The organism is Rossellomorea sp. LJF3 (assembly GCF_037046045.1).
GTDB lineage: Bacteria > Bacillota > Bacilli > Bacillales > Bacillaceae_B > Rossellomorea.
Genome location: NZ_JBANLY010000046.1, coordinates 1 through 6,809, shown reverse-complemented (window position 1 = coordinate 6,809; position 6,809 = coordinate 1). Strand labels below are relative to the sequence as shown.

Annotated in this window: 6 protein-coding genes; 5 read left to right on the top strand and 1 reads right to left on the bottom strand. The window is 43.4% G+C overall.

Translation table 11 applies throughout. The annotated features are described in order from the left end of the window. Positions 1-166: 166 nt before the first annotated feature. The 5 genes from V8G47_RS20660 (at position 167) to V8G47_RS20640 (ending at position 4,476) form a co-directional block, all read left to right on the top strand. Complete coding sequence (locus V8G47_RS20660; protein ID WP_079533342.1) at positions 167-1,192, top strand: methionine ABC transporter ATP-binding protein; 1,026 nt, start codon at positions 167-169, stop codon at positions 1,190-1,192. After that, positions 1,182-1,844 carry a methionine ABC transporter permease gene (locus tag V8G47_RS20655; protein ID WP_079533344.1) on the top strand — a complete coding sequence of 221 codons (663 nt, stop codon included), beginning with the start codon at positions 1,182-1,184 and terminating at the stop codon, positions 1,842-1,844. Before V8G47_RS20660 ends, V8G47_RS20655 begins: the two co-directional genes overlap by 11 nt. Positions 1,845-1,855: 11 nt before the next feature. Next, complete coding sequence (locus tag V8G47_RS20650) at positions 1,856-2,692, top strand: MetQ/NlpA family ABC transporter substrate-binding protein (protein ID WP_336201677.1); 837 nt, start codon at positions 1,856-1,858, stop codon at positions 2,690-2,692. Between the two features lie 12 nt (positions 2,693-2,704). Then, positions 2,705-3,901, top strand: a complete 1,197-nt coding sequence (locus tag V8G47_RS20645) for a M20 family metallopeptidase (RefSeq protein WP_336201676.1) — start codon at positions 2,705-2,707, stop codon at positions 3,899-3,901. A 128-nt stretch (positions 3,902-4,029) separates the two neighbouring features. Further along, positions 4,030-4,476: a hypothetical protein gene (locus tag V8G47_RS20640; RefSeq protein ID WP_336201675.1), complete on the top strand. Its 447-nt coding sequence runs from the start codon at positions 4,030-4,032 to the stop codon at positions 4,474-4,476. A gap of 172 nt (positions 4,477-4,648) precedes the next feature. On the opposite strand, the gene V8G47_RS20635 is transcribed toward V8G47_RS20640, so the two are convergent. Then, positions 4,649-6,634 (bottom strand): FRG domain-containing protein, encoded by a 1,986-nt coding sequence (locus V8G47_RS20635; RefSeq protein WP_336201674.1) that lies wholly within the window; start codon positions 6,632-6,634, stop codon positions 4,649-4,651. Positions 6,635-6,809 lie beyond the last annotated feature (175 nt).

Genomic DNA, 6,809 nt, shown 5'->3' with positions numbered 1-6,809 from the left:
GCGTTTTCGAGCTAAAATACTATTAACACATAAGTATAAAAGATTGGGTTCACATATTGGATAAGGGTGAAGCAACATTCACTTCACCCCAACATTTGACGTTGAACCTTTATTTGAGCCAGGATAGTCAACAAGAAGAATACATAGTGAAAGGAGCAAGTCTTATATGATTAGAGTTCAGAATGTTACGAAAGTATTCGAGACGAAGGATGGCCCATTCACTGCTTTGAGGGATGTTTCCTTTGAAGTGAAGAAGGGAGAGATTTATGGGGTGATCGGATTCAGTGGAGCGGGGAAAAGCACGCTTGTCCGCTGTCTCAATTTTTTAGAGAAACCATCTTCGGGTGATATTTTCATAGAGGGTCGCAGCCTGAAGGAGCAGTCGGCAATCGATCTGAGGAAAGAGCGGCACCGTATCGGGATGATTTTTCAGCACTTTAATCTGTTTCAATCCCGGACGGTGGCAGGGAATATCGCCTATCCTCTGAAACTGGCAAAATGGCCAAAAGACAAAATCAACGAAAGAGTAAAGGAGTTGCTCGCGTTTGTCGGACTTGAAGATAAAGCGAAGCATTATCCCGATGAACTGTCAGGAGGGCAGAAGCAACGTGTAGGGATAGCAAGGGCACTGGCGACGTCGCCTTCGATTCTGCTCTGTGATGAAGCCACATCGGCACTGGATCCTCAGACGACAGAATCGATTCTCAATTTATTGAAGAGAATCAACGCGGAGTATGGGATTACAATTGTGATGATTACCCACGAAATGGGGGTCATACGGGAAATCTGTGACAAGGTCGCGGTTATGGAAAGTGGAGAAATCGTGGAAGAGGGAACCGTCTTCGATATCTTTTCCAATCCGCAGACCTCGACGACGAGAAACTTTGTGAAGAGCGTCATGAATGATCAGCTGCCGGCATCGGTTCTTGATAAATTGAATGACAGCAAGGAAGGGCGCATCTGCCGTCTCATTTTCAAGGGGGATTCAACTGGCACACCGATCCTTTCCGAAACGGCAAAGGCATTCAATGCCCATATCAATGTATTATTCGGACAAATCACGGAACTCCAGGGCAAGCCGTTCGGGAATCTCATCGTACAGATCATCGGCAGCAAGAAGGAAACAGAAGAAATCCTGGAGTACTGGAAGAACAAATTATTCGTAAGCGAGGTGGAGAAGCGTGCAAGTTAACTGGGAGTTATTTTGGCCAAGAATTATAGAAGCGACATGGGATACGGTTGCGATGGTGTCATTCTCCCTGCTATTCGCAACGTTGATCGGGCTTCCCCTCGGCATCATTGTCGTGGTGACAAGAAAGGGGCACTTACTTGAACATAGAGCCGTCTTTTCAGTACTCAGCAGCATCATCAATGTATTTCGTTCAGTCCCGTTCATCATCTTGATGGTGGCCATCATCCCTTTTACAAGATTGGTAGTGGGCACATCGATCGGAACGGCGGCAGCAGTTGTACCGCTTGTCGTATTTGCGGCACCGTATATTGCAAGACTGGTAGAGAGCTCGCTCCTTGAAGTGGAGCCGGGTGTCATCGAAGCGGCAGAATCCATGGGGGCAGGGCCCTGGCAGATCATTTTCGGGATACTAATCCCGGAAGCATTAAGTACACTGGTCCTGAACATCACGATTGCCACCATCGGACTCGTCGGGGCATCTGCCATGGCCGGGGCAGTCGGAGGCGGTGGCCTCGGAGATCTCGCCATCGCATACGGATATCAGCGATTCGAAACATCAGTCATGATTGTGACCGTCATCATTTTAGTCGTGATGGTGCAGGGACTTCAGACAGCAGGAAATACATTATCAAAAATCATCAGGAGACGTTAGGAGAGAGGAATATGAAAAAATCAATCAGCCTGGCAAGTTTAGCTATTTTATTAATCACTCTACTATTGAGCGGCTGCTCGGGAAACAGTGCATCCGGTTCAGGTGACAAAGAAGTCGTGAAAGTCGGAGTGAATGGATCCGGGGTGCCGATTTGGGAGTATATGAAAGAGAAAGCAGCGAAGGAAGGGATTGATATCGAGATTGTGGAATTTGCCGATTACGTGAGACCGAATCAGGCGCTGGCCGATGGGGATATCGATTTGAACGCCTTCCAGACAATCTCGTATTTTGATTCATTCGTGGAAGAACATAATCTGGACCTTGTACCGATTGGCTCGACAATCATCGCGCCGATGGGCATCTATTCGGAAAAATATAAATCGGTGGAAGACTTACCGAAAGGCAGTACAGTAGCCGTCCCTCAAGAGGCGACGAACCTTGGCCGTGCCCTTCTCCTGTTGGAAGAAGCAGGGTTAATCAAGCTAAATGAAGGATTTGATCAGTCACAGGGTCTTGAAGCCATCAAAGAAAACCCGAAAAACCTTGAATTCACACCGGTCGTCGCTGCCCAGACGCCAAGGGTACTGCCGGATGTTGCGGCATCGATCATTAATAATGGGGTGGCGGTAGAAGCAGGGATGGTCCCGGTTGACGACAGCATCTATATCGAAGGGGCAGAATCCAAGCCGTTCATCAATATCATCGCCGCACAGGAAAAAGAGAAAGACAACAAGACCTATCAAAAGATTGTTGAGCTCTATCAGCAAGATGACGTAGCGGAACATATTAAGAAAACATACAAAGATTCACTGATTCCGACATTCGTTCCGGTCAGTGAATTGCATTAGGAGGGAAAAGAGATGAGTCAACCAGCAACCATTGCCGATCGTAAACACAACATTCTCTCAGCAGTCGATCAATTGGCGGTGAAACTCGTGTCGACCAGCCATCAGATCCACGACAAGCCTGAAATAGGAAACGAAGAGTTCTTTGCTTCAGAGACCTTGACCACCCTACTTGCAGCCAACGGGTTTACCATTGAACGGGGAGTGGCGGGCCATGAGACTGCCTTTGTGGCACGCAAACATTCAGGGAAAGAAGGACCGGTCATCGGCTACCTTGCTGAATATGACGCCCTGCCTGGACTCGGGCACGCCTGCGGTCACAATATCATCGGGACGGCAAGCTGCGGGGCCGCCATCGCCCTGTCGTCCGTACTCGAGGAAACAGGAGGGGAAGTGGTGGTGTTCGGGACCCCTGCCGAGGAAGGCGGCCCGAACGGCAGTGCGAAAGGCAGTTTTGTAAAAGCAGGCTTGTTCGAAGGAGTGGATGCCTGCATGATGGTCCATCCGTTCAAGCGAACCACGCAGACAGGGAAAACACTTGCAGTGGACCCCCTTGATTTCGAATTTAAAGGAAGATCTGCCCATGCGGCAGCTTCACCTGAAGACGGTATCAATGCCCTCGACGGAGTGATCCAGCTGTTCAACGGCATTAACGCTCTTCGCCAGCACGTGACCGATGATGTACGGATTCACGGTATCATCACCAACGGCGGGGATGCGCCCAACATCGTCCCTGACTACGCGAAAGCCCGCTTCTATATACGTGCTGCAACCAGGGAAGCGTGCAATGAAGTCTCGAAGAAAGTGAAAGCCATCGCTGATGGGGCGGCCCTTGCCACCGGGACGAAACTGAATGTCATCAAAATCCAAAATGAAGTCGACCACTTTCAGCTCAACCGCCGTTTCGATAAAGTATTCCAGCACTCCATCGAGTCACTGGGAGAATCCTTCGACGATACGGAACGAAAGGGACTCGGCTCATCCGACGCCGGAAACGTCAGCAGGGTGGTCCCGACCATCCATCCCTACATCAAAATCGGGCCCGAATCCCTTGTCGTCCACACGAACGAATTCAGGGAAGCGGCTAAATCCACCGAGGCTGACCGTGCCCTTGTAATCGGGGCAAAGGCACTTGCGCTGACGGGTTATGAACTGTTGACGGATAAGCAGCTTTTAAAGGAAATATGGGAAGAGTTCGGTTCAAGTAAATAAGAATGAAAAGACAGTCAGATCCGGGCTGTCTTTTTTGTGTGAGCATGTTCCAATGTTTAACAAAAATACTAAAAGGATAATAAATAAATGAGAGATTGTATCGTAACAACCAAAGAAAGGAGAACGGTATGAAAAAATTACTACTAGCTGGAAACCTTTTTTTCGCACTCTCGATATTGGGAGCATGCGGTTCAGAAGAGGCAGAACCGGAAGAGAATACCTCAAGTGATACGGCAGAAATGAATGATCAGCAGGATACCCAGGAGATGGAGGAGCCCACAGCAGAATTTTTCAGCAGTGAGAAGCTACAGGAACGAATCCAAAAAGGGATGGATCTTGATTCTTATTCTGCTGAATTAACAGCGATGGAGGAAAAAGGAGAAACCACCGTCGTCAAGAAATACAACCTGACCGGGAATGAAGAAATAAAAGCACAAATCCTCCAATCCTCAGACGGGTTTGTCGCAGTTGAAACGGATGGAATGGAAGTGACAGATGTTTCAAGCTTCAAAACCATGCAGGAGGTCGAGGACCACCTGAATGAAAAGGATATGGAAGAAGATATGAGTGAGTAAACGGTGCTCCCCATAAAAAAGTATTCTATATTTCATAAGTGAAAACCGAACTAATTTACCTTCAGGGTGTCAAATTAGTTCGGTTTTTTTACGTTGTCGAATGAGAAAGGGGGCACTTTATTGTCTTTATTACAGTTCCTTGCTTAAGTGGCCCTATTCCATTAAAGGGCCATTACACTTTGAAATTTTCTTTATATTTTACTGAAGGTGCGACACCATCTCTTTGAACATATGGACCAGCTAGGTTTTCGTACTCAAGGCCAGCCTTTTTTCGAAACGATTCTGGCTGTGTACTAGGAATTGATACAGTGATTTCAATAATGTAATCACCGGGTTCATACCCCTTATCTTTATAGCGAAATTCTCCAAAGTCGAATTTCCTATCTTTTACAGAAGCTTTACTTTGGCCGTATAATTGACCGCTCTTTTTTCTAATTGATACTAATAGGTCTGCCTCATCGTATAAATTTGTTTCACCTAGAACATGCAGGGAACGATTATCCATCTGTTTAATCTTTAAATTAAACACAACTTCTAAACCATTAGGATTTAAGGGGAGTGTTGGCTCGAATTGATATTTGGGTTGTTCAGGAAGATTATATGGATCGATATGAACTAAATCAGACGAAGTAACGCCAAGTTCTAAAAACCATTTAGAAGAATGCAGCCGAATAGATTCAGCATTTTGATGAAGCTTTTGGAACTGTTTATTTATTTGATATATTTTGCTTTGATCATTTAAGTTATCATTTTTAGCCCATAATAGAATGTTATCTAGCATATGGGCAAATTCACTATAAACACCTAAATAATCGTTAAATTTCTTATTTCTCGAGTAGCCAAAGTCTCCCATGATAGAATTTACATTTTGAATTTTTTCTTTATATTCAAATAAGAGCAGAAGGAAAGCATCAAATGGGTCAGAATCAAAAGATCTTAGTAATTCTTGATAAACATGAAAAAGCTCATCATGAAGTTTCTGATTACATACAAATAAAAATTTGTCGTCTTTAAACACGAATTTATCATAATAATCCGCCATAACGCTAAAAGATTTTCCTTCTTCCCAACTATACCCCGTCCCTTCGTTCTGCGACAAAGGTGCCATTTTTATACGATTACATAATGGGTTGAGCCAAAGGCTTCGAAGAATCCAGTTATACATGATGTAATCATCGCCATTTTTTGCTACAAATATAAAAATCACATCATATTCCTGCTGGTATTGTTCTATAAGGGATTTAGCTAGGGTATGAATTTCTTCCATGCGGAGTAATTTATTTAATGTAATTTTCATAGATAATCGTTTAACACCAGGATAAGAGAGGTCATCCTTTTCCACAACACTATAAGCACCATCAATAGAAAGGTTTGTTTCTCTGTATTTCTCTTTTAAATAATCAGCAACAGATGGGAACTCAGGATAAATTGTTGTTTTGTTGATAAGGGTGCGTTGGTCTAATTCATTTTTAATTGCTAGTTTGTGTTCATATGGAATACGGATTATTAGATTTGGTTTAATGGCATCCAGGGGTTTTACGTGTTTATGAATAACCTCATTTCGAATCTCATTCCCACAAATCACAAACGCACCCTTCTGACCGAGTAATCTAGGGTTTGCTTCTTTTAACCGATCAGAAAAAGTAATGAAAGATGTCTCTTGAGCTAATTTAAGAATTTCCTGTTTTGTAATACTCTCGTTGTATATAACTTTATATTGTTCCTGAACGTAATTTGTATCATAAATTTCTAGTGTAGCCAACAAGGCTAAAAGTTTTACAGGTTTACTATGGGTAGGCTTACTTGTTTGAACGTACACAAATACATTACCATCGCTGGGGCTATCAACATTTTCGACTGCAAAATAAAGAGCAATTAAAGGATCAGTTGTTACATCAATTAATCGAGTTGGAATTCCATAATGTTGTAATTTGGCTAAACGCTCAATAGGAAATTCCAATGTCTCAAATTCTTGTTCATACATATGTACGGTTTCCCGATAAATTTGATGTTCATTTGTTAAATGCCCGTTATCTCGAGAAATACTAGATATAACGCTTTTATATTTGGCAGCTTGTCCTCTATAAAAGATTTCGTGCTGTCTCTGATATCGATTTAAGATTTTTAGAAATTCTTCTACTGAATTAGCTTGATTCATTTAACCGCCTCCTTGAATAATATTTTACAGTATATGTATTCTAAATTGGAGCGTTTACTTTCAATAAACCAGCTAATAGTTTGTCAACATTTTTCAATAAAAACTTAAAATAACTCATGTTATACTGAAAATATGCATGCCAAATAACCTTCCACTTACCCTTGTTTGGAAGGTT

What these genes read in the sequence shown, in the direction of transcription:
- V8G47_RS20660 (WP_079533342.1), top strand. Translation starts at nt 167, where the DNA reads ATGATTAGAGTTCAGAATGTTACGAAAGTATTCGAGACGAAGGATGGC.
- V8G47_RS20650 (WP_336201677.1), top strand. Translation starts at nt 1,856, where the DNA reads ATGAAAAAATCAATCAGCCTGGCAAGTTTAGCTATTTTATTAATCACT.
- V8G47_RS20645 (WP_336201676.1), top strand. Translation starts at nt 2,705, where the DNA reads ATGAGTCAACCAGCAACCATTGCCGATCGTAAACACAACATTCTCTCA.
- V8G47_RS20640 (WP_336201675.1), top strand. Translation starts at nt 4,030, where the DNA reads ATGAAAAAATTACTACTAGCTGGAAACCTTTTTTTCGCACTCTCGATA.
- V8G47_RS20635 (WP_336201674.1), bottom strand. Translation starts at nt 6,634, where the DNA reads ATGAATCAAGCTAATTCAGTAGAAGAATTTCTAAAAATCTTAAATCGA.